Source organism: Streptomyces sp. NPDC103540 (assembly GCF_055584445.1).
The window spans coordinates 94,084-115,485 of record NZ_JBVJMA010000015.1; the positions used below are offsets into that span (position 1 = coordinate 94,084).

18 protein-coding genes are annotated in these 21,402 nt (G+C 72.5%); 4 read left to right on the top strand and 14 right to left on the bottom strand.

Annotated elements, in window-relative coordinates:
* Positions 1-89 precede the first annotated feature (89 nt).
* Positions 90-629: an alkyl hydroperoxide reductase gene (locus ACZ6ZI_RS30970; RefSeq protein WP_363061975.1), complete on the bottom strand. Its 540-nt coding sequence runs from the start codon at positions 627-629 to the stop codon at positions 90-92.
* Between the two features lie 3 nt (positions 630-632).
* Positions 633-1,187 carry a peroxiredoxin gene (locus ACZ6ZI_RS30975; RefSeq protein WP_469526324.1) on the bottom strand — a complete coding sequence of 185 codons (555 nt, stop codon included), beginning with the start codon at positions 1,185-1,187 and terminating at the stop codon, positions 633-635.
* A 135-nt stretch (positions 1,188-1,322) separates the two neighbouring features.
* On the opposite strand from ACZ6ZI_RS30975, the gene ACZ6ZI_RS30980 reads away from it, so the two are divergent.
* Positions 1,323-2,270, top strand: coding sequence for a hydrogen peroxide-inducible genes activator (locus ACZ6ZI_RS30980; RefSeq protein ID WP_469526325.1), 948 nt, complete (start codon positions 1,323-1,325; stop codon positions 2,268-2,270).
* Between the two features lie 210 nt (positions 2,271-2,480).
* Here the strand turns inward: ACZ6ZI_RS30980 and ACZ6ZI_RS30985 are convergent, their stop codons facing one another.
* Genes ACZ6ZI_RS30985 through ACZ6ZI_RS30995 form a run of 3 tightly spaced genes read right to left on the bottom strand, consistent with a single transcriptional unit; the run spans position 2,481 to position 6,036 of the window.
* Positions 2,481-4,832 (bottom strand): FtsX-like permease family protein, encoded by a 2,352-nt coding sequence (locus tag ACZ6ZI_RS30985; RefSeq protein WP_469526330.1) that lies wholly within the window; start codon positions 4,830-4,832, stop codon positions 2,481-2,483.
* The gene (locus ACZ6ZI_RS30990) at positions 4,829-5,515 is read right to left on the bottom strand and encodes an ABC transporter ATP-binding protein (RefSeq protein WP_469526332.1); all 687 of its coding nucleotides are present in this window, start codon (positions 5,513-5,515) and stop codon (positions 4,829-4,831) included. The genes ACZ6ZI_RS30985 and ACZ6ZI_RS30990 overlap by 4 nt, the downstream gene beginning before the upstream one ends.
* The gene (locus ACZ6ZI_RS30995) at positions 5,512-6,036 is read right to left on the bottom strand and encodes a PadR family transcriptional regulator (RefSeq protein WP_363061985.1); all 525 of its coding nucleotides are present in this window, start codon (positions 6,034-6,036) and stop codon (positions 5,512-5,514) included. The genes ACZ6ZI_RS30990 and ACZ6ZI_RS30995 overlap by 4 nt, the downstream gene beginning before the upstream one ends.
* Positions 6,037-6,306: 270 nt before the next feature.
* On the opposite strand from ACZ6ZI_RS30995, the gene ACZ6ZI_RS31000 reads away from it, so the two are divergent.
* Complete coding sequence (locus ACZ6ZI_RS31000; RefSeq protein WP_469526335.1) at positions 6,307-7,794, top strand: DUF2079 domain-containing protein; 1,488 nt, start codon at positions 6,307-6,309, stop codon at positions 7,792-7,794.
* Between the two features lie 112 nt (positions 7,795-7,906).
* Here the strand turns inward: ACZ6ZI_RS31000 and ACZ6ZI_RS31005 are convergent, their stop codons facing one another.
* Together ACZ6ZI_RS31005 and ACZ6ZI_RS31010 are read right to left on the bottom strand one after the other, a co-directional pair.
* Positions 7,907-8,182 (bottom strand): type II toxin-antitoxin system antitoxin, encoded by a 276-nt coding sequence (locus ACZ6ZI_RS31005; RefSeq protein WP_469526337.1) that lies wholly within the window; start codon positions 8,180-8,182, stop codon positions 7,907-7,909.
* Positions 8,179-9,090 carry an SPFH domain-containing protein gene (locus ACZ6ZI_RS31010; protein ID WP_469526339.1) on the bottom strand — a complete coding sequence of 304 codons (912 nt, stop codon included), beginning with the start codon at positions 9,088-9,090 and terminating at the stop codon, positions 8,179-8,181. Before ACZ6ZI_RS31010 ends, ACZ6ZI_RS31005 begins: the two co-directional genes overlap by 4 nt.
* A 243-nt stretch (positions 9,091-9,333) precedes the next feature.
* Here ACZ6ZI_RS31010 and ACZ6ZI_RS31015 point away from each other — a divergent pair, with 243 nt between their 5' ends.
* Complete coding sequence (locus ACZ6ZI_RS31015) at positions 9,334-11,622, top strand: transglycosylase domain-containing protein (protein WP_469526340.1); 2,289 nt, start codon at positions 9,334-9,336, stop codon at positions 11,620-11,622.
* A 73-nt stretch (positions 11,623-11,695) separates the two neighbouring features.
* Here the strand turns inward: ACZ6ZI_RS31015 and ACZ6ZI_RS31020 are convergent, their stop codons facing one another.
* The 3 genes from ACZ6ZI_RS31020 to ACZ6ZI_RS31030 form a co-directional block, all read right to left on the bottom strand.
* Positions 11,696-13,825, bottom strand: coding sequence for a SpoIIE family protein phosphatase (locus tag ACZ6ZI_RS31020; protein ID WP_469526343.1), 2,130 nt, complete (start codon positions 13,823-13,825; stop codon positions 11,696-11,698).
* Positions 13,826-14,076: 251 nt separating this feature from the next.
* Entirely contained in the window at positions 14,077-14,874 is a 798-nt protein-coding gene (gene fomD / locus ACZ6ZI_RS31025) for a cytidylyl-2-hydroxypropylphosphonate hydrolase (RefSeq protein ID WP_469526345.1), read from the bottom strand.
* A gap of 119 nt (positions 14,875-14,993) precedes the next feature.
* Positions 14,994-16,421, bottom strand: coding sequence for a class II fumarate hydratase (locus tag ACZ6ZI_RS31030; protein ID WP_469526348.1), 1,428 nt, complete (start codon positions 16,419-16,421; stop codon positions 14,994-14,996).
* A 107-nt stretch (positions 16,422-16,528) separates the two neighbouring features.
* On the opposite strand from ACZ6ZI_RS31030, the gene ACZ6ZI_RS31035 reads away from it, so the two are divergent.
* Complete coding sequence (locus ACZ6ZI_RS31035) at positions 16,529-18,058, top strand: ricin-type beta-trefoil lectin domain protein (RefSeq protein ID WP_469526349.1); 1,530 nt, start codon at positions 16,529-16,531, stop codon at positions 18,056-18,058.
* Positions 18,059-18,151: 93 nt separating this feature from the next.
* Here the strand turns inward: ACZ6ZI_RS31035 and ACZ6ZI_RS31040 are convergent, their stop codons facing one another.
* From ACZ6ZI_RS31040 to ACZ6ZI_RS31055, 4 genes are all read right to left on the bottom strand, one after another.
* On the bottom strand, positions 18,152-18,922 hold the full coding sequence (locus tag ACZ6ZI_RS31040) for a glycerophosphodiester phosphodiesterase (RefSeq protein ID WP_469526352.1): 771 nt from the start codon (positions 18,920-18,922) through the stop codon (positions 18,152-18,154).
* Between the two features lie 97 nt (positions 18,923-19,019).
* Complete coding sequence (locus ACZ6ZI_RS31045; protein ID WP_469526354.1) at positions 19,020-19,649, bottom strand: hypothetical protein; 630 nt, start codon at positions 19,647-19,649, stop codon at positions 19,020-19,022.
* 417 nt (positions 19,650-20,066) lie between these two features.
* A complete protein-coding gene (locus ACZ6ZI_RS31050) occupies positions 20,067-20,762 on the bottom strand; it encodes a class I SAM-dependent methyltransferase (protein ID WP_469526357.1) in 696 nt (231 codons plus the stop codon).
* A 67-nt stretch (positions 20,763-20,829) separates the two neighbouring features.
* Positions 20,830-21,354, bottom strand: a complete 525-nt coding sequence (locus ACZ6ZI_RS31055; RefSeq protein WP_469526359.1) for a glycine-rich domain-containing protein — start codon at positions 21,352-21,354, stop codon at positions 20,830-20,832.
* Positions 21,355-21,402 lie beyond the last annotated feature (48 nt).

Sequence of the window (21,402 nt, forward strand, 5' to 3'; positions counted from 1 at the left end):
CGCGCCGGCCGCGACCCGCGGCGCGCGAAGGCCCCCGCGGCCGGTGTCGGCTGCGGGGGCCTTCGTCCGTACGGGCGTACGAGGGGTGACTACGCGTCGGCCAGGGCGGCTTCGGCGTCGAGGGTCACGGCGACGGCCTGGATCACCGAAGCGATCTTGAAGGCCTCCTGGACCGTGTCCCGGTCCACGCCGGCCTTGCGCAGGACCTGCTCGTGCGAGTCCAGGCACTGGCCGCAACCGTTGATCGCGGAGACCGCGAGCGACCACAGCTCGAAGTCGATCTTCTCCACGCCGGGGTTGCCGATGACGTTCATCCGCAGGCCCGCGCGCAGCGTCCCGTACTCCGGGTCGGAGAGCAGGTGGCGCGTGCGGTAGAAGACGTTGTTCATCGCCATGATCGCGGCGGCGGACTTGGCGGCCGCGTACGCCTCGGGCGTCAGCGCGGCCTTCGCCTCCGGCTCCAGCTCACGCAGGACGCGCGGGGACCGGGCGGCGATGGCGCAGGACAGGACCGTGCCCCACAGCTGCTGCTGCGTCAGGGTGTCCTGGTTGCCGATGACCGAGCCGAGGTTCAGCTTCAGGTCCTTGGCGAAGTCCGGTATGGCGGACTTGAGGGTGTCGAGGGACATCCGTCACTCACCGGCCAGCAGGGCGCCGGCGTCGAGGGTGTTCTCGCCCTTGGTCCAGTTGCAGGGGCACAGCTCGTCGGTCTGCAGGGCGTCGAGGACCCGCAGGACCTCCTTGGGGTTACGGCCCACGGAACCGGCGGTCACCATCGAGAACTGGATCTCGTTGTTCTGGTCGACGATGAAGACGGCGCGCTGCGCGAAGCCGTCCTCGCCCTGCACGCCACAGGCCTGCATGAGCTCGTGCTTGGAGTCGGCCAGCATCGGGAAGGGCAGGTCACGCAGGTCGGCGTGGTCCTTGCGCCAGGCGTGGTGGACGAACTCGGAGTCGCCGGAGACGCCGAGGATCTGGGCGTCGCGGTCCTGGAACTCCTCGTTCAGCTTGCCGAAGGCGGCGATCTCGGTCGGGCAGACGAAGGTGAAGTCCTTCGGCCAGAAGAAGACCACGCGCCACTTGCCCTCGTAGGTCTTGTGGTCGATCTGGGCGAACTCGCTGCCGGCTTCGAGGGAGACGCAGGCGGTCAGGTCGTAGCTGGGGAACTTGTCACCGACAGTGAGCACGAACTCTCCTTGCGGAATGGAAAGTGACCCTTTTGTGGGCTTTCCGAGGGGGTTGGACGTATCTCACATGCTGACACAGCTGCATTGATTACAGAAATAGCTACCCTTGCGTTGAGCGATCGGAGATACCTATCAGTGGCTGTGAGTAATAGAGGACCGAAGCAGCCGACGCTGGCCCAGCTGCGCGCCTTCGCCGCCGTCGCCGAGCACCTGCACTTCCGCGACGCCGCCGCGGCCATCGGAATGAGCCAGCCGGCCCTCTCGGGCGCCGTCTCCGCGCTGGAGGAGGCCCTCGGGGTGCAACTGCTGGAGCGCACCACCCGCAAGGTGCTGCTCTCGCCCGCCGGCGAACGGATCGCCGTACGGGTGCGGGGCGTGCTGGAGGCCGTGGGCGGGCTCCTGGAGGAGGCGGAGGCGGTACGCGCCCCCTTCACCGGAGTGCTGCGCCTCGGGGTGATCCCCACCGTGGCCCCGTACCTGCTGCCGACCGTCCTCGGGCTCTGCCGGCGGCGCTACCCCCGCGTCGACCTCCAGGTGCACGAGGAACAGACGGCCTCGCTGCTGGAGGGGCTGGCCGCCGGCCGCCTGGACCTGCTGCTGCTCGCCGTCCCGCTCGGGGTCTCCGGGGTCACCGAACTGCCGATCTTCGACGAGGACTTCGTCCTGCTGGCCCCGCGCGAGCACCCGCTGGCCGGGCGCCGGGACATCCCCCGCGAGGAACTGCGCGGCCTGCAACTGCTGTTGCTCGACGAGGGCCACTGCCTGCGCGACCAGGCCCTCGACATCTGCCGCGAGGCCGGCCGCACCACCGGCGCCGACGTCACCACCACCGCCGCCGGACTGTCCACCCTCGTCCAACTCGTCGCCGGCGGCCTCGGGGTGACCCTGCTGCCCCGCACGGCGCTGCGCCTGGAGACCGCCCGCAACGAGCACCTGGCCACCGGGTACTTCGCGGAGCCGGCCCCCTCGCGGCGGATCGCCCTGGCCATACGGACCGGCACCGCCCGCCAGGAGGAGTTCCGGGCCATCGCGTGCGCCCTGCGCGAAGCCGTACGCCCGCTCCCGGTGTGGCCCACGGACTAGGGTCTGTCGTCAAACTCCTGTCTGCCCCGCGACGCCTGGCACGCGCTCTCGCCGCACCGGGCGAAAGACCGAGTACGACCGGTACGCGGGCTTCCGCCCGGCACGCCGAGAGCACGCACCAGACGCCGCGGGGCCGCCCTCCGGGCGACGACAGGAGTTTGACGACAGACCCTAGGACCCGTCGGGAGCGGGCGTACGGCGGGGCGGGCGTCACTCCGTGCGCAGGCCGTCCGGGCGGGTCAGGCGCAGCAGCACCGGCAGGCCCAGCAGGGTCACCAGGGCGACCATGCCCGCGCCGGCGCCGGTCAGCGCCGCCACCGAGGGCCAGTCGACGTGCAGCGGCCGGGCCGCCATCCGCAGCAGGGTCGCGCCCAGCGCGAGACCCACACCGGTCGCGAGGAACAGGCCGAGCGCGACCGGCAGGGCCGCCTGCCACAGCACGGACAGGGCCAGCGTCGAGCGCGGGGTACCGAAGGCCACCAGGGCGGCGAGCAGCCGGCGCCGCTCGCGCAGCTGGTCCAGCTGGGACACCAGCAGGCTCGTGCCGATCAGGATCAGCACCCCGGTCGCGCCGAACCACAGCCCGACGCGGATCGTGGAGTACGTGTCGTCCGGCGCGCTCTGCCGCAGGGTCATGGCCGTCGCGAACGGGTCCGCCTTGAAGGCGGCGTTGCGGGCCCGGTCCAGGGCGTCCGGCAGGGCCTCGTCGGCCTGGACGAAGATCTGGGCCGACTGCCAGAACCCCAGGCCCTTCGGGGCCGCCGACGGGGTGACGAGCAGCCCCTCGCGCAGGGAGCCGACGGGGTCCTCGCGCGGGGCGACCGTACGGGGGTTCGCCGGGAAGGTCCACTGCACCGGCTTCTGGTCCGGGAGGCCCGCGGCGTGGTGGCCGCCGACGTTGCCCGCGTACAGCCGGTCGCCGGCCGCGATCGGCCTCTCGCCGGGTTCGGGCAGCGGTCCGCCGCTCAGGGCGAAGGCGTCGCCCTCCGCGCAGGAGCCGATCTCGGCGACCTCGCGCAGCGCGTCGCAGGTGCCGACGGTGACCTGGAGGGGCGCTCCGTCGGACGAGGGCGTCCGCGCGGCCTGGAAGGTGCTGAGGGGGACGGTGCGGGTGATGCCGGGGGCGGAGGCCAGTTCCCCGGCGAGGGTGTCGATCGTGGACTCGGTGCCCGAGTGCAGCAGGACCGAGATCGTCGCGCGGTTCGGGTCGTGGCGGGTCGTCCTCTGGTACTCGCCCTCGACGCCCGTGAAGAGCATCTGCAGGGCGATGGCCCCGGCGACCGCGACCGCGATGCCGTTGACCAGCCGGGCGGCGCCGGCGCTGTCGACCTGGAGCCGTCGCACCGCGAGCTGCCAGGACGCGGGTCCGCCCGGGAGCCGGCCGACGATCCGCTCCAGCACCCACGGCAGCAGGGCGGTGATGCCGACCAGCAGCAGCGCCACGCCGCCGCTGACCTGCCACTCGCCGAAGCGCCCGTGGTCGTTGCCGCGTCCCGTCAGCGGGACGAGCAGGGCGAGCCCCGCCAGGGGCAGCAGCAGGCGCCACCAGATCCGGCGCCGGCGCGCCTTGGTCGTCCGTACGACGCCCAGCGGTTCGATGGTCACCCGGCGCAGGGTGAGCAGGGTGACGGCCACGGCCGCCACGGGGACGGCCACGGCGACCAGCAGGGCCAGCCACGGGGCGGGGTCGAGGTCGGCGGGGAAGACGCTGCGCTGGTCGAAGGAGAACGACCCCACGAGGGCGCGGCCCGCCAGGAAGAAGCCCACGCCGAGCACCAGCCCGACCAGCGCCCCGGCGAGGGCCTCGCCGGCCGCGATCCGACGCACCATCAGGGCGTCGGCGCCCACCAGGCGCAGCGCGGCGAGCCGCTGGTCGCGCCGCTCGCCGCCGAAGCGGACGGCGCCGGCGACGAACACGCCGACGGGCATCAGCAGCGCGACGAAGGTCAGGACGACCAGGAGCATCAGCACCGGGTCGAGGTCGCGGCTCGCGTCGGCCTGGGCGAAGGCGTTGATCCGGCTGGTCCGGTAGTCGCCCGGTCCGCCCGCCGCGAGGGTGTCGCTGCCGAGGTAGAAGAGGAGCTCGGCCGGGCCGGTGAGGCCCGCGTCGGAGACGGTCTCGACGATCCGGGCGTCGAGGCGTTCGCGCAGCAGCGTCCCCTCGGGGGAGGCGAGCAGGCGGCCCAGGGCGGGGGAGACGGCCATCTCGCCCGCGCCGGGGATCGCCCGCAGCCCCGGCGGGACGGGGGCGCGGGGGCCCTCCGCCCGCAGCATCAGCCCCTCGATGTCCTGGCGGTGGTAGGTCTGGTTGACCGTGGCGACCAGCAGGGTGTCCGGGCCGGCGGCCTCGACGCGGGCGGAGCCCAGCGTGGAGCGGGCGTCTGCGCGGTCGTGGCGGGCGGAGAGCGCGCCCGGTATCGCGGTGCTGATCAGCAGGAGGGCGACGCCGAGTCCGACGCCGACACCGGTGAACAGGGTGCGGGTCCATCCCTGGCGCCCGCCGCCGAAGGCGAAGCGGGCGCCCATCGCGAGGTCGCGGGTCCACACCCGGAGCGTGCTCATACGATCCGCTCCATGTCCCGCGACCGGCCGTCGCGCACCACGATCTCGCGGTCCGAGTAGGCGGCCACGCGGGTCTCGTGCGTGACGAGGACGACGGCGGCGTTCGCGGACCGGGCGGCCTCGGTGAGCAGCTGCATGACCAGTTCGCCGTTGAGGGAGTCCAGCGCGCCGGTGGGTTCGTCGGCGAAGATCACCCGGGGGCGGGTGACCAGGGCGCGGGCCACCGCGACCCGCTGGCCCTGGCCGCCGCTGATCTCGCCGGGCCGCTTGGCGCCGACGTCCTCGACCTGGAGCCGTTCCATCCAGTGCAGGGCCATCTCCTCGGCCTCCCGGCGCTTGACGCCGGTCAGGCGCAGCGGCAGGGCGACGTTCTCCACGCAGGTCAGTTCGGGGACGAGCTGCCCGAACTGGAAGACGAAGCCGAATTCGGATCGGCGCAGTGCGCTGCGCTCGGAGTCCTTCATGGCGGACAGCTCGCGGCCGGCGTAGGTGACGGTGCCCGAGTCGGGCGCGACGATGCCGGCGAGGCAGTGCAGCAGGGTGGACTTGCCGGAGCCGGAGGGGCCCATCACGGCGACGACCTCGCCGGGGTGGACGGAGAAGGCCGCGCCGTCGAGGGCCTTGGTGGAGCCGTACGTCTTGTGTAGGTCGGTGGCGCAGAGCAGGGTGCCGGCCGGGGTCATCGGCGTACCTCCCGGGCGAGCTGGTCGAGGCGGGCCGAGGTCAGTTCGAGCCAGCGCAGATCGGCCTCCAGGTGGAACAGGGCGTGGTCGCAGACGAGCTGGTCGGCGAAGTCGCCCTTGCGCTTGCGCTGGGTCAGGATGCGCATGAGCCGCAGGTGTTCGGCGCGCTGGGTGTCCAGCAGTTCGTGGGCGGCCCGTCCGGTGAGCAGGGCGAGGACGACCTTGGTGTACAGGGTGGACTGGAGGTAGGGCTCGGGCTTCTCGGGCTGGGCGAGCCAGGTCGCGACGTCGGTGATGCCGGCGTCGGTGATGGCGTAGCGCTTGCGCTCGGGACCGCCGTCGACCTCCGTGCCGTCGACCTCGACGAGGCCGTTCTTCAGGAGTCGGGACATGGTCGAGTAGACCTGCCCGTAGGCGAGGGGGCGGTCGTGACCGAATTTCTCGTCGAAGGCGCGCTTGAGGTCGTACCCGTGGCGCGGACCGGCCTCCAGGAGGCCGAGGAGCGTGTGACCGATGGACATGCGGGTGACTATACACAGTGTGTATACGCACGGTGTATACACGCGGTGCACAGCGAGGCGCGGCGGTTCCGGGGCCGCCGGCGACCGCCGCGGGGCGCGGGCGGGGGCCGGTGGGGCTCGGGTGGGGGCCGGGCAGGGGGGGGGCGGGTCCTGCCGCCATTCGTAGGGACTCCGCGCCCGGTGCGCACGGCTCGGGCCGGGCTTCGGGGCGGCGCCCGCGCGCGGCCGGCACGTTGGGGCACGGTCCTCCCGCAACCCGAAAGGCGCACCATGCAGGGATTGCCCGCCGACGCCGACGCCGCCGACACCGCCGCCGTCCCCTCGCAACAGGGCGCGCCGGACGCCCGTACGCCCGCCCCCCGCTCCTCCCGCGCGGGCACCCCCTGGTGGATCCCGGCCCTCGCCGGCGGCCTCTTCCTCCTCTACGCGACCGTCTCCCTGCGCCTGCACCACCGGTTGCTCTCGCGCAGCTTCGACCTCGGGATCTTCGAGCAGGCGGTGCGTTCCTACGCGGCCGGCCGGCTGCCCGTCTCCGAGATCAAGGGGCCCGACTTCCCGGTCCTGGGCGACCACTTCTCCCCGGTGCTGGCCCTGCTGGGACCGCTGTACCGGGTGTGGCCGGCCACCGAGACCCTGCTCGTGGCGCAGGCCGCGCTGATCGCGGTCAGCGCGGTGCCCCTCGCCCGGTGGGCGCACCGCACGCTCGGCACGCGGGCCGGCGTCGTGATCGGCCTGGCCTATGGACTGTCCTGGGGTCTGGCGAGCGGCATCGGCTACGACTTCCACGAGGTGGCCTTCGCCGTCCCGCTGCTGGCCTTCTCCCTGACCGCGCTGGGCGAGGGCAGGATGCGGGCCGCCGCCTGCTGGGCCCTGCCGTTGCTGCTGGTCAAGGAGGACCTCGGGCTCACGGTGGTGGCGATCGGGTTGGTGATCGCCCTGCGCGGCGGCCGGCCCGCGCGGCGCACCGCCCTGGCCCTCGCCCTCGCGGGCCTGGCGGGGGCGGTGGCGGTGATGGCGGTGGTGCTGCCGGCCCTGCACCCGCAGGGGTTCGAGGGGTACTTCCTCTCCCACGGCACGGGCGGCGGGGGAGGCGGCGGGCCGCTGGAGCTCGTACGGCGCTTCACGGTCGGGCTGGTCACCCCCGAGACGAAGGTCGCGACCCTGGTGCTGGTGTGGGCGCCGACCCTCTTCCTGGCCGTCCGCTCCCCCCTCGCGTGGGTGGCCGTCCCGACGCTCGTGTGGCGCTTCGGCTCGGACTACGCGGCGCACTGGGGCACCGGGTACCACTACTCGCTGGTCCTGATGCCGATCGTCTTCGCGGCCTTCGTGGACGCCCTGCACCGGCGCGGGACCACTCCGGCCGGCCTGCGCCGGTACCTGCTCGGTGCGGCGGGCGTCTGCCTGGCGCTGCTGCCCTCGCACGCGCTGTGGCAGGTGGCCGACCCGGTCACCTGGAAGACCGACCCCCGGGTCGCGGTCGCGCAGCGCCTGCTGGGGCGGATCCCCGACGGGGCCACCGTGCAGGCCTCCGACCAGCTCGTGCCCCAGCTGACGAGCCGGACGGCCGTCAGCGTGTTCGGGTGGCCCGACAGCAGGCCGTCGCCGCAGTGGATCATCGTGGACACCTGGATCCCGATGGACCGGCGGTGGCCGCTGTCGCTGCCCGAGGAGTCCATCGCCCTCCAGCGGGCCCGGGACGACGGCTACCGCACCGAGGCCGCCGAATCCGGCTTCGTCCTGCTGCGCCGCACCGACTGAGGGCGCCGGCCGTGCGCCGCGCCCCGATGCCGGGGCGCGGCGCACGGCGCGTCGCGTACGAGGCCCCCGCGTGCGGCGCGCCGCGCGGCCGGCCCGCCGTCGGGGCGCGGCGTCAGGGGTCCGGTGTGGCGCGCGGGCGGCCGCGCGGCGGTATCGGCGCCGCCCCGCCCGGCAGCCGGCCGGACTCCGCCAGGGCCCTGCGGAGCAGGAACTCGATCTGCGCGTTCGCGCTGCGCAGCTCCTCGCCCGCCCAGCGCGCGAGGGAGTCGTACACCTGGGGGTCGAGGCGCAGCAGCACCTGTTTGCGCGCCTGGCGCCCGCCCCGCGCCGGCTTGGCGGGCGGGTCCTCGTCCTCGCCCTCGGGCCGGGCGCCGCCGGCGGGGCTCACTGGTAGAGGGTGCCCGCGTTGATGACGGGCTGGGCCGCGCGGTCGCCGCAGAGCACGACCATCAGGTTCGAGACCATGCTGGCCTTCCGCTCGGGGTCGAGGTCCACGATGTCCTCCTCGGCCAGTCGGGTCAGGGCCAGTTCCACCATGCCCACCGCGCCCTCGACGATCTGCTTGCGGGCCGCCACGACCGCACCGGCCTGCTGGCGCTGGAGCATCGCGGAGGCGATCTCCGGAGCGTACGCGAGATGCGTGAAGCGGGACTCGATGATCTGCACGCCCGCCGCGTCGACGCGGGTGGCCAGTTCGAGCGCGAGCTTCTCGGTGATCTCCTCGGCGTTGCCGCGCAGGGACAGGGCGTCCTCGTCGTGGCCGTCGTAGGGGTACTCGATGGCGATGTGGCGGACCGCCGCCTCGGTCTGCGTCTCGACGAACTCCGTGAAGTCCTCGACCTCGAACACCGCCCGCGCGGTGTCGGCCACCCGCCACACCACGACCGCCGCCAGTTCGATGGGGTTGCCGTAGGCGTCGTTGACCTTCAGGACGGGCGTCTCGTGGTTGCGGACCCGGGTGGAGATCCGGCGGCGCGAGGTGAAGGGGTTGACCCAGCGCAGTCCGTCCTCGCGGATCGTGCCCCGGTAGCGTCCGAAGAGCTGGACCACCCGGGCCTCGCCCGGGGCCACGGTGTTCAGCCCGCTGAGCGCGAGCGCCTGGGCGAGGACCAGCAGGACGCCGAGCGCGATCAGCGTCACCGCGGCCGCCGCGGAGGACAGGGAGGCGCCGAGGAGGATCAGCGCGACCCCCGCCGCCGTCCCCAACAGGCCCAGAACCAGGGCCGGTCCACCGCCGATGCTGCGGGCCGCGAACTCCCGTACCTCGCCCGTTCGCCTGTCCGTTTTCCCTGTCATGGAATGCCCCCGTTTGTTTGGTTGCGTCCGGCCGTGGTCGACCGGAGCTCCTATCAAAGTGATATCACTTTACGACGCCGCCGCAACCCTTCTGGTCTTATGAGCGTCGGTTCCAATGGCGTGGGTGCTGATTCTCACGTCCGAAATGACCGGTATTGATCAGGGTTAAGCAACCTTTGTCACAGCCTGCGGTGTTAGTTTTCTGAGCTGACGTCGGGGGGGTAATCGAGCGGAGCGGGAGCGATGGGCCGAGCAGACGCGCGACGAGCGCAACAGCAGCGCGGTGCGCGGAAGGCGCCGGGCGGGCGAGAGGGCAAGTCGTCCGACAAGCGCGGTGGCATACGCCGCTTCTTCACCTGGAAGACGATCCTGGGCACCTTCCTCGGAGGGCTGCTGCTCCTCGTGGCCGGCGCCTTCATCCTCTACTTCTCGGTGGACGAGCCCAGCGACCCGAACAAGACGGCGACGCTCCAGAGCAACACGTACAAGTACTCCGACGGCTCGATCATGGCCCGCACGGGCAGCATGAACCGCGAGATCGTCTCGATCGACAAGATCTCCGAGGACGTACGCACCGCGTTCATCGCCATCGAGAACAAGACGTTCTACAAGGACAGCGGCATCGACGTGATCGGCGTCGCCCGCGGTCTCTTCAACACCGCGACCGGCAAGGGCAAGGCCGGTGGTTCGACGATCACCCAGCAGTACGTCAAGAACTACTACCTCACCCAGGACCAGTCGCCGACGCGCAAGCTCCGCGAGCTCGTCATCGCGCTGAAGGTCGACCAGCGCATGGACAAGAACGAGATCCTCGCCGGTTACCTCAACACCAACTTCTACGGCCGCAACGCCTACGGCATCCAGGCCGCCGCCCAGGCCTTCTACGGCGTCGACGCCGACAAGCTGACCCTGGAGCAGGGCGCCTACCTGGCCGCCGTCATCCAGGCCCCCAGCCAGTACGACTGGGCGACCGCCGGCCCCAACGGCAAGCGACTCGTCATGATCCGCTTCAACGCCGTCCTCGACAACATGGTCGAGATGGGCAAGCTGGACGCGGCCAAGCGCAAGGAACTGAAGTTCCAGGAGCCCATCAAGCCCAAGCCCCGTCCGGGCATGGAGGGCCAGAAGGGCTACCTCGTCCAGGCCGCCAACGACGAGCTGAACAAGCAGAACATCAAGGACGCCGACATCGCCGCCGGCGGCTGGACGATCACCCTGAACATCGACAAGAAGAAGCAGGCCGCCCTGGAGAAGGCCGTCCAGGACGAGCTCGAATCCAAGCTGGACCGCAAGAACACCAAGGACCGCCCCCAGGACCAGAGCGTCCAGGCCGGCGCCACCTCCGTCGACGCCAAGACCGGCGGGATCGTCGCCATGTACGGCGGCGTGGGCCTGACGGAGAAGTCCGAGAGCAACGCCCTGCGCACCGACTACCAGCCGGGCTCGACCTTCAAGCCGGTCGTGCTCGCCACCGCCCTGGACACCGGAGCCACCACCCAGGACGGCAAGCCGATCACCCCGAACGCGCTCTACGACGGCACCAGCCGCCGCAAGGTCGTGGGCAGCGCGACCCCGTTCAACCCGCAGAACCAGGACGACATCAACTACGGCGACCCGATGATCACGGTCCAGGAGGCCACCAACTCCTCCGTGAACTCCGTCTACGCCCAGATGATCGTCGACGCCAAGCCGCAGGCCACCAAGAAGACGGCCCTCGCCCTCGGCATGGTCGACCGCGACGCCTGGCCCGCCGACGCGCCCGCCATGTCGCTCGGCACCATGAGCGCCAACACCCTGGAGATGGCCGGCGTCTACGCCACCCTCGGCAACCACGGCAAGAAGGTCACCCCGACCATCGTCAAGCAGGCCGAGCACAAGGACGGCGAGTTCAAGCCCGTCAACCCGATGGGCGCGCAGGTCCTCAAGCGCGAGACCGCCGACACCGTCACCAAGGTGCTGACCGGCGTGGTCGCGGAGGGTTCCGGCAAGGCCGTCCGCAGCTCCGCCTACGAGGCCGCCGGCAAGACCGGTACCACCGAGTCGAACGTCGCCGCCTGGTTCACCGGCTACACCCCGGAGCTCGTCACCGTCGTCGCGATGTTCGGCGAGGACCCCAACTCGCACAACCAGGTCACCCTGACCGGTACGGCCGGCAAGGGCCGCGCGGGCGGCTCCAGCTTCCCCGCGCAGATCTGGCAGGCGTACACGACGGCCGCGCTGGCCGGCGTCAACACCGGCGAGTTCGACCTGTCGGACGCGAAGATGGGCGCCCCGGCCGCGCCGACCCGCAGCGCGGTCCCGACGACCGGCCCGACCACCTCGGCCTCGCCGTCGCCGTCGAGCTCCGGCACCCGCCCGTCCGGCACCCCGGACCCCAGCGGCAGCAACGGCTCCGGCAAGCCCGACCCGTCGCCGCCGACGAAGAACCCGACGCCGCCGACCAAGAACCCGACGCCGCCGACGAAGAACCCGACGCCGCCGACCAAGGACCCGACGCCGCCGGTCATCCCGAACGAGCAGCCGCAGCGGTAGCCACCGCCCGGCCCACGACACGAAGGCGCCCCGCGGCGATCACGCCGCGGGGCGCCTTCGCGTCCGGAGCCGTTCAGCGCCGCTCGTGCGACCCCGGCAACGGCAGCTCGAACCAGACCACCTTGCCGCTGCTGAGCCGCGTCGCGCCCCACCGCCGGGCCAGCCGGTTGACCAGGAACAGGCCGCGCCCGCCCTCGTCGGTGTCCCGGGCCCGGCGCTGGCGCGGCAGCTGCGGGGAGTCGTCGCCGACCTCGCAGCGCAGCACGTCCGTACGCAACAGTCGCAGGGTCACCGGCCGCTCCGCGTACCGCACGGCATTGGTGACCACCTCGCTGACCAGCAGCTCCAGCGAGTCGCTCAGCTCCTCCAGGCCCCAACGGGCCAGCGCGCGCCGCGCGAAGCGGCGGGCCCGCCCCGGGGCGGTCTCCTCCGGGTCCAGGAACCAGTACGCCACGTCACTGGGCGCGATGCCCTCGAAACGGGCCGCCAGCAGGGCGATGTCGTCGTCCCGGTCCCCGGGGCCCAACATGTCCAGGACGTCGTCGCAGAGGGCCTCCAGCGGCGGCGAATGGTCCAGCCCCGTCAACTGCGCGGTGGTCGCCAGACGCTCGCGCAACTGCTCGATGCCGGTCCACACGTCCCGCAGCCGGGACTCCACCAGCCCGTCCGTGTACAGCAGCAGGGTGGCCCCGGCCGGGGCGTCCAGCTCCACGGCCTCGAAGTCCACGCCGCCGACCCCGATCGGGGCGCCCGGCGGTACGCGCAGCACCTCGGCGCGCCCGCCCAGGTGCAGCAGCACCGGCGGCGGGTGGCCCGCGTTGGCGATGGTGATCCGGTGCGAGACCGGGTCGTAGACCGCGTACAGGCAGGTGGCCATGCGGTCGGAGCCGAGCCGCTGCGCCTGCTCGTCGAGGTGGTGCAGCACCTCGGCCGGCGGCAGGTCCAGCTGGGCGAGGGTCTGCGCGGTGGTGCGCAGCTGACCCATGATCGCGGCCGAGGTCATGGAGTGGCCCATGACGTCGCCGACGACCAGCGCGACGCGGCTGCCGGGCAGCGGTATGGCGTCGTACCAGTCGCCGCCGACCCGGGCCGTCTCGGCGGCCGGCAGGTAGCGGGAGGCGAGCCGGACCCCGGTGGGCTGGGGGAGGCCGTCGGGCAGCATCGTGCGCTGGAGCTCGTCGGCGATGTAGGCCTCGCGCCCGTAGAGCACGGCCTTGTCGATGCCGAGCGCGGTGTGGGTGGCCAGTTGGGCGGCGACCAGCAGGTCGTTCTGCTCGAAGGCGGGCCGCTCGGGGGTGCGCAGGAACACCGCCGCGCCGATCACGCGCCGACGGCCCCGCAGCGGCGCCAGGATGGCCCGCTGTCCGCGCGGCACGGGATGCTCCGCGCCCAGCAGCTCGGGCAGCGCCCCCTTGGCGCCGGCGGCGGACCCGAAGACCGGCCGTACGCCGCGCAGCACCTCGGCGAGGTCCCCGCCGGGCCGGATCTCGCACAGCTCGGCGGCCGGCAGGTCACCCTGCGGACCGACCAGCGGCAGCTGGCTGAAGTCGAGCTCGCCCGGGGCCCCCGCGGCCCCGGCGCCCTCGCCGCCGTCGGTCAGGTCGTCGATCGGCCGGAGCCGGTCGGTGCGCCGCAGCCTTAAAACGACCGGTCCGACCGGCCGCTCGTCCCCGACGGGCAGCGGGTCGCGCAGGTAGACGAGGATCGCGTCGGAGAACGTCGGGACCGTCGCCCGGCACAGTCCGAGCACGATCTCGTCGAGGTCGATGCCGCGGGCGATCCGGCGGGTGGCGGCGCCGACGAACCGCAGCCGGTCGCCCTCGCGCCGGGCCGCGGCCGGCTCCCCGCCGCCCGCGGTGCCGATCCCGCCGCCGCCCGCGGGCGGCTCGCCCTCGCGCCGGCCGGCGTTGCGGGCGGCCTCGCCGTCCCGGGTGAGCCCGTCCGGGGGCCCGGTGTCGGCCGGACCGTGGGCGGCGCCCCGGGAACCCTCGCCGGGTCCGGGGTTGGGCCCGGGGCCGGTGGCGCCGCGCGGGCGCGGGACGTCGGCCGGGGCGCCGCCCTGCCCGGCGACCGGAACCTGAGCATGCGTGCGTACGGCCTCGGCGGCCGCGATCGGGGCCTTGCCGTGGCCTGCCTCGTCCGTGCCCGCGCCGGCGGGACCGGCGGGCTGCGGGCCCTCCTGAGAGGTGGGGTACTCCGTCACGCGTGGAATTCCGTCCGTTTGCGCTCGATGTGCGCTGCACTCAACTCGGTCAGTCGCGGTATACCCGCTCAGCGGCCGGGGCACCACCACCCCCCGTTTCCGCGTCCCGCTCGTTACCTCTCGTCCGCGTCGACGCCTGATCAAGTACCGGTCCCCGCAGGTGATTTGCGGTTACGGTGCCCAGGGGGCGCACCGCGTACGACCAGCGGAGGCCGATCCTACGTTTGCACCCCGGGGGCGCATCAAGGGTCTCATGAGGTCATATGCGCCGGGGTGCGGTCCCAGTCCTCGGGCAGAACCGGAACCTTCCAGGCCGGATCGGGCCGCCAGTGCTGCCAGCCGTCGCCGAACGGCGGGCCCCACGCCTCGATCACCTCCACCGCGGCGCGCCCCGCCTCCTCCACCCGCCGGGCCTGCCGCGCGTCCATCAGGCCGCTCTTCTGCGCCTGGGCGAACTCGTCCTCGTCCAGCCACTTCCAACTGCGGTCGGGGTAGACGGCGATGTCGAGGAAGTGGTCCTCGGAGTCCACGCCGCCGGACCAGCGGGTGCGCGGCCGCTCCAGGTTCACGTACCAGTTGCGCAGCTGCCAGTCCCGGTCCCAGAACAGCCACACCGACCAGGGCTCGTCCGGCCGGGCCAGCTTCAGCACGCCCGCGCCGAACCACCGCGACCGGGCGGTGGTGCGCGGCGCGGTGTAGCGGGTGCCCAGCGGTTCCTGGTGGACGGAGGAGCCGTCGGCGAGCACCGGCTTGACGCACTCGGTGCCGGGGGCCATCCACACGGCCAGCAGCTCGTCGGTGTCCCGCACGACCGTCACCGGACGGCAGATGTGGATCCCGCCGTCGATGCCCGGGGCGTGGTCGCGGTACCGCCACAGGATCTGCTCCCCGGGGGCCCAACGACCGGCGGGCGCGGCGGCCCGTACGGTCGCCGCGCCCCGTGCCGTGCCCCGTGCCGTGCCCCGTGCCGCTCCCGGTGCCGCGCTCGGTGCCGCGTCGAGCGGCTCGTGTCGGGCGGCGCCGCCCCCGGACCTGTCGGTACCTGTCATGCGCAGATCTTAGGGCTGTGGCCCCCGGGGATGCTGCGGTGCAGGTCACGGACGTGTCCGGGGAGCGTAAACGACCGGATTCGGCCCCTGTCCGGGGATCGTCCGCGGCCGCGCGGAACCTACCGCGGTCGGGTCATGCCGAGCACGTCCAGGGCCTCGTCGAGCTGTTCCAGGGTGAGCGCGCCGCGTTCGACGTGGCCGGACTCCAGGACGACCTCCCGGATGGTCCTGCGTTCGGCCAGGGCGCGCTTGGCCACCTTGGCGGCCTCCTCGTAGCCGATGTACCGGTTCAGCGGGGTCACCACGGAGGGCGAGGATTCGGCGTACTCCCTGGCCCGCTCGACGTTGGCGGTGATCCCGGCCACCGTGCGGTCGGCCAGCAGCCGGCTGCCGTTGCCGAGCAGTCGGATCGATTCGAGCAGGTTCCGGGCCATGACGGGGAGCATCACGTTGAGCTCGAAGTTGCCGGAGGCACCCGCCACGGCGACCGTGGCGTCGTTCCCCATCACCTGGGCGGCGATCATCAACACGGCCTCGGGGACGACCGGATTGACCTTTCCGGGCATGATCGAGGACCCGGGCTGAAGATCCGGCAGATTGATTTCGGCCAATCCCGTGCGCGGACCCGAGGCCATCCAGCGCAGGTCGTTGCAGATCTTCGTGAGCGACACGGCGACGGTGCGCAGCATCCCGGAGGTCTCCACCAGGGCGTCCCGCGCCCCCTGGGCCTCGAAGTGGTCGCGGGCCTCGGTCAGCGGCAGCCCCGTGGCCGCCGCCACCTCCGCGATCACGGCGGCGGAGAAGCCGGGCGGGGTGTTGATGCCGGTGCCCACGGCCGTGCCGCCCAGCGGCAGTTCGGCGAGCCGGGGCAGCGCCGCGCGCAGCCGTTCGACGCCGTGGCGGACCTGGGCGGCGTACCCGCCGAACTCCTGGCCCAGGGTGACCGGGGTCGCGTCCATCAGGTGGGTGCGGCCGGCCTTGACCACGTCGGCGAACTCGGCGGCCTTGTCCTCCAGGGCGGCGGCGAGGTGCTCCAGCGCCGGGATCAGCTCGCCGGTGACGGCGGCGGTCGCGGCGATGTGGATGGAGGACGGGAAGACGTCGTTGGAGCTCTGCGAGGCGTTGACGTGGTCGTTGGGGTGGACCTCGCGCCCGAGCCGCTCGGTGGCGAGGGTGGCGATGACCTCGTTGGCGTTCATGTTCGACGAGGTCCCCGAGCCGGTCTGGAAGACGTCGACGGGGAAGTGGTCGTCCCAGCGGCCCTCGGCGACCTCCTCGGCGGCGGCGCGGACGGCCCCCGCGACCTCCGCGTCGATCACCCCGAGCCGCTCGTTGACCAGGGCCGCGGCCGCCTTGACGCGCGCCAGGGCCTCGATGTGCGCCCGCTCCAGGCGTCGCCCGGAGAGGGGGAAGTTCTCGACCGCGCGTTGGGTCTGGGCCCGCCACTTGGCGTGTGCGGGGACCCGCACCTCGCCCATGGAGTCGTGCTCGACGCGGTGGCCGCCGTCCCGCGGGTCGGCCTGGTCGCCCTGCTGATCATGGGTCATGTTCGTTGCCTCCTCAGAAACTTGAGCAATTGTCTTGTTCGAACTGTTCCCATCTCCCCTACTGGCCAGTAAATACCGGTGGTAACACCGATATCGGGGAGGCGTTCATGGCACGTGCCCGTACGAAACCCAGGCTCAGATCTACCTTCGCCGTGGTGGCGGCCCTCGCGGCCGCCCTCGGAGGCGTCACGGCCATCACCCCCATGGCCCAGGCGGCCCCCGCCGCGACCGTCGCGATCACGCCCCTGCCGCCGGAACTGGAGGCCGTCCGGGCCGCCGAGGCCACCCGGATCTACGGGGACCCCGCGATCCGCCCGCTCGCGAACCGCAAGACCGGGCTCATCTCCCTCGGCGACAGCGAGATCTCGGGCGAGGGCGTCGGCAACTACGACCCCGCCACCAACACCCCCTCCAACCAGTGCCACCGCTCCCCGGACGCGGCGATCCACCGCACCGGCATCCCCGCCGACCTGACCTTCAACGTCGCCTGCTCCGGCGGCTACACCGGCAACATCCGCATCGGCGGCGCCAAGCAGTACGCCGACGAGCTCGTGCAGAGCGACAGCCTCGCCATCAAGGCCCGCAACACGCGCATCAAGATGGTGCTCCTGGTCGCGGGCGCCAACGACGACCTCCAGTTCGGCCCCGTGATGACCGACTGCGTCACCCGGTGGATCCTCAGCCAGGGGACCTGCGAACCCAAGTACGCACCCGGCTGGCAGGCCCGCGTGGACGGCCTGAAGCCCAAGGTCGAGGCCACGGTCGGCGACCTGAGGACCGTCATGCGCCAGGCCGGGTACGCCGACTCCGACTACAAGCTCGTGGTGATGGGCTACCCCAGCCCGATCGGCCCCGACTTCGGCGACAACCCGAACTTCCCCGGCAAGCTCCCCGGCGGCTGCGCCGGCTACGACTCCGACGCCACCTGGGGCCGCAATTACGCCGTCCCCACCTTCGAGAAGGGCATGCGCGCCGCCGCCCGCGACTCCGGCGCCCTCTACCTCGACAACTCCCGCCTCTTCCACGGGCACGAGGTCTGCATGGAGGACACCTGGGCCCGCGGGCTCTACCTGGACCTCGGCGACCACTTCCCCTGGGACGAGAACACCGCCCGCCAGTCCTTCCACCCCAACTACCGGGGCCACGGGGCCTTCGCCTCCTGCCTGACCCAGTTCTACGACTCGGGCCTGCGCGAGGCCTCCTGCGCCGACCCGGCGAGCACCGGCACCCCCGTCCTCCAGGCCGGCGCCTGGGACGACCTCTACCGGCCCCTGCGCAACGAGGCCACCGCCAACTGCCTCGACACCTTCGGCGGGTCCAGCGCCAACGGCACCCGGGTCGTCGCCTGGGACTGCCACGGCGGACGCAACCAGGGCTGGTGGTACGACGCCGCGAAGAAGTCCGTCCACGTCGAGCTGACGCACGACCGCTGCCTGGACGTCCCCGGCGCCGACTACGGCAACGGGGTCGGCGTGATCGTCTGGAACTGCCACGGCGGCGCCAACCAGCAGTTCGTCCGCGACGGCTCCACCCTGCGCCCCGCCTCCGCCCCGGGCATGTGCCTGACGGTGGCCGCCGCCCACGAGCAGCTGCGCCTGCGCGGCTGCGACGGCTCGGCGAACCAGCGCTTCGCGTAACCCGCTCCCGCTCCGCCGCACGAATCCGTACGAGTCCCCCGTACGAATCCCCGTACGACCCCCACACCCGGCCGGCGCACCCCGGCCGGGTGATCACCTCCCGGCCAGTCGCTCCCGCACCTCGCGCGGCCGGTTCGTGATGATGGTGTCCACCCCCAAGCGCACGCACAGCTCCACGTCCTCGGGCTCGTCCACGGTCCACACCCGCACCGACAGCCCCTTCGCCTTCAGCCGCCCCACCAGCCCCGGGTCCCTGCGGACGAGGTCGATCCCGGGCCCCGCGTGCCCCGCGAACGGCGGTCGCGCCGGCCGCAGCCGTCGCTCGATGAGGTACACCGCCGGCAGGCCCGGAGCCAGCCGGTGCAACCGGGACAGCGCGGTCCGCGAGAAGCTCATCACCTCGACGAGCCCCGAGGCGCCGTCAGCGAGCCCGTGCTCCCCGAGCACCCGCACCAGCTCCGCCTCCAGCCGACCGCCGGCGCGCGTGGGGTGCTTGGTCTCGACGGCCAGCCCGACGGGCCGGTCCGCGGCCAGCGCCTCCTTCAGCAGCTCCTCGAAGAGCAGCACCCGCGCCCCCCGGTGCGCAGGCCCCTTCCAGCCGCCGAAGTCGAGGGCGGCGAGCTCCTCGTAGGCCATCGCGGACACCACCCCGCGCCCGTCCGAGGTCCGCTCCACCCGCCGGTCGTGCACGCACACCAACCGCCCGTCGGCACTCAGCCGCACGTCGCACTCCAACGCGTCCGCCCCGTCGGCGATGGCCTGCCGGTAGGCCTCGATCGTGTGCTCGGGATGCTCGTGGGACGCCCCACGATGGGCGATCACCCGGGTGGCGCGGGCGGTACGGAGCGAAGACGTCGTGGTCATGGGGAGATCCTCGCAAAGCAGAGTGAACGACCGGCCAAGGGGCCGTGTCCACAGGGCCGACCGGGTGACGCCCCGCCGCCGTGAGTCGTGACCGGGGCTACCGGGCGGTCTTCGGGAGGGGCGGGAGGGGGGCCGGGGTGACCTTGAAGCCGCCCTCGACGACCTCCGTGAAGGGGGCGGGGGCCATGCAGGTGCCCGCGGACGGCTTGGCGACGCCGCCGTCCGGGTCCTGGCGCGGCGGGTCGAGATTGGCGACGCCCCAGGAGAAGCCCAGGCGGTCCGGCTCGCCCCGCCCGCCGTCGTGGACGCTGATGCCGATCCGCCGGCCCTCGGTGCCGACGTTCGACTTGGTGACCACGGCCGTGACGGTCGCGGTCCTCCCGCCCGTCACCAGGCAGTCCACCTCGGCCTCGAACGTACCGGTGACCCCGTGCTCGGGGGAGTGGTGGTAGACGGTCACCTTGCCCCGGGCGTCCGTCGGGAGCCCGTTTCGGCCCTGCGGGTCGGGGATCGGCCGGGTGAAGGGGGCCGCCTGCGCGTCGACCGTGAAGCGGATGTCGTCGTCCGGGGAGTAGGCGTACAGCACCGAGGCCGCGCCGTGGACGGCGGCGAGTTTCACCGCCGGGGCCGCCGGGGCCGCCGGGGCGGGCGCCGCCGCGATCAGCGTCGCGAGCAGCGCGGCGGATCCGGCGAAGGCCAGGGCGCGGGTGCGGGTGCGGGTCCTCATCGTGAACTCCTCTGTCCGTACGGCGTGTTCGGGTACGGCAGAAGCCTCGCCGCCCGACGCCCCGCGCTCCATCCGCCGTTCGGCAGACACGGGAGAGGGGCCCTCCGCCGTTCGGCGGAGGGCCCCTCGTCCACGCGCGCTACAGACCCGGGCCGCGCACCGGGATGTGGGTGAACGTCGGCTCCGGGGCCGGGTTCCGGAAGAAGTCGTTCGGCTTGTTCTGCTGACGGGAACCCCCGTGGCATCCGGTCATGATCAAGGACCCGAGGGTCCTGGGGGACGTCCGGTTGTCCCTCCTCAAGGACGACACGACGGGTCCGGAGAAGCAGCGCCACGCAGTAGAGCACTGTGCCGCCGGCCCGGCCGTCGACGGCCGCGTAGTCGGCTGGGCTGAGGACCTGGACTTGTCGTATCGCCTCACAGGGCTTGGGCTTCGCCTCCCCGCACGGCGCGGACCAGAAGTGTGCCCGTGGTGCGCTTGTCGGTCTTGGGGGCCGGGATCACGGTCGCGGTCACTTCGGGGAATCCGTACTCCTTGAGGAGCGAACACCAGATGTCGGGCTGGAAGTCCCACCGCTTCACGATGGCGGGGTCTTCGTCGGGGCCGCGAGGAATGTACGACGCCTGGCACCCGTAGCAGCCGTCGACAGGCGGCCGGTGGGAGAAGGCGAAGACGCCACCCGGCTTGAGGGTGGCGTGAACGATGGGGAGGAGTAGGCCGGGGTCGGTGAACCAGGCGACGCCGAAGACGCTGAACATGGCGTCGAAGATGGTGAAGGTCTCGCCGAGGTAGGCCAGGGCTTCGCCCCGGTGCAGTTCCATGCCGTCCACGTCCGGCCACCGTTCGCGGGCCTTGGCAAGCTGCTTGGGGGAGATGTCCACACCGGTCGCCTTGATGCCGAGGGACGCGAGATGGGCGAGGTTTCCGGCGGACCCGCAACCGAGGTCGAGCACGGTGTCCCCCGGGGCGAGTGCCAGTACTTCGGCGCCGGGGCCATGGTCCGAGTACTGGGTCCAGTTGAACCAGGTGGTCTCACCCTTGGCGTTGGTCTGCCTTCGCTGGGGCTTGCTCTGTGAGTAGGTGTCCCATGCGTCGCTTCGATCGTCAGTCATCCCGTGTCCGTTCTCGGTCATGGCGACAGCCGCCCGGCGTGATGCCGGGCGGCTGAAGTGGAGGGTGCTACTTCTTCACGGGGCTGTCACTGCACCCGGCGTACGACTGGCTGCAATCGCCCGAGCAGTCGGCCGCGTTGCCGGCCGGCCAGAACTCGGGATCGGTCCGATAACCGGCTCCGCGGATCAGCTCGGCGGTTCGGCGCATCGCGGCCCGGCCCTTCTCGGGGTCGTGGCCGCTGTTGCGGTCGGGGACGTGGTGGATGAACCCGCCGTCGAGGGCCTCGCAGAAGTCGGCGTACGGCTTGGTGTGGAGCACGAACGCGTGCCAGAAGAGATCGACACGAAGGCTGGGGGTCGCCTTCTCCGAGGTGGTCGCGGCGACGGCCAGGAACGCGGCGAGCTGTTCCACGCCCCGGGCGCCCTGGTCGTCGGTGATCTCCGGCCAGTAGTCCTCACGGACCATGGTGACGAGGTCGGCCCTCAGACTGGGGCTGATCAGGGCGAGGGCGCGGGCGGTGTCGTACGGGGTGATCGTCACTGTTGTGCCTTCCTTGTCGATGAACATCGGGGGCACTTGCAGGGGGGCCATGCGGCGGACGCCATGGCGGTGAGCGGCTTCTCGGCACTGTTGCCCGGG